Source organism: Desulfobulbus rhabdoformis, from assembly GCF_016919065.1.
Lineage (GTDB): Bacteria > Desulfobacterota > Desulfobulbia > Desulfobulbales > Desulfobulbaceae > Desulfobulbus > Desulfobulbus rhabdoformis.
Window position 1 is genome coordinate 1 of sequence record NZ_JAFFQA010000164.1, and the last position, 457, is coordinate 457.

Sequence of the window (457 nt, forward strand, 5' to 3'; positions counted from 1 at the left end):
TTTTTATAGTGTAGAAATTTAGCTGTAAATTTAGATTTCTTGTATCTAAATTCACCTTCAATGGACCAATACTCTTCAGGTTTAAAATTACGAATTTCATTTTCACGATCAATGACTAAACGTAAAGCAACTGACTGAACTCTCCCAGCAGACAGCCCTTTTTTAACTTTCTTCCATAATACTGGAGAAATATTATAACCAACGAGTCTATCTAAAATACGACGTGCTTGTTGCGCGTCAACTAAATCCTTTTCAATACCACGAGGATGCTTAAAACTATCTTTAACAGCATCTTTTGTAATTTCATTAAATACTACTCTATTTTCTTTGCTATCTTCTAATTCTAAAATTTTTGATAAATGCCAAGCAATCGCTTCACCTTCACGGTCAGGGTCACTAGCTAAAAATATTTTTTTTGCTTTTTTCGCATGTTTTTTTAAATCTTTAACTACAGGAC

General features: G+C 31.9%; 1 protein-coding gene. It reads right to left on the reverse strand.

The window, feature by feature from the left end:
• The coding region (locus tag JWJ90_RS22920) for a DNA topoisomerase (RefSeq protein ID WP_240195123.1) at window positions 1-457 on the reverse strand (457 nt) is incomplete at both ends.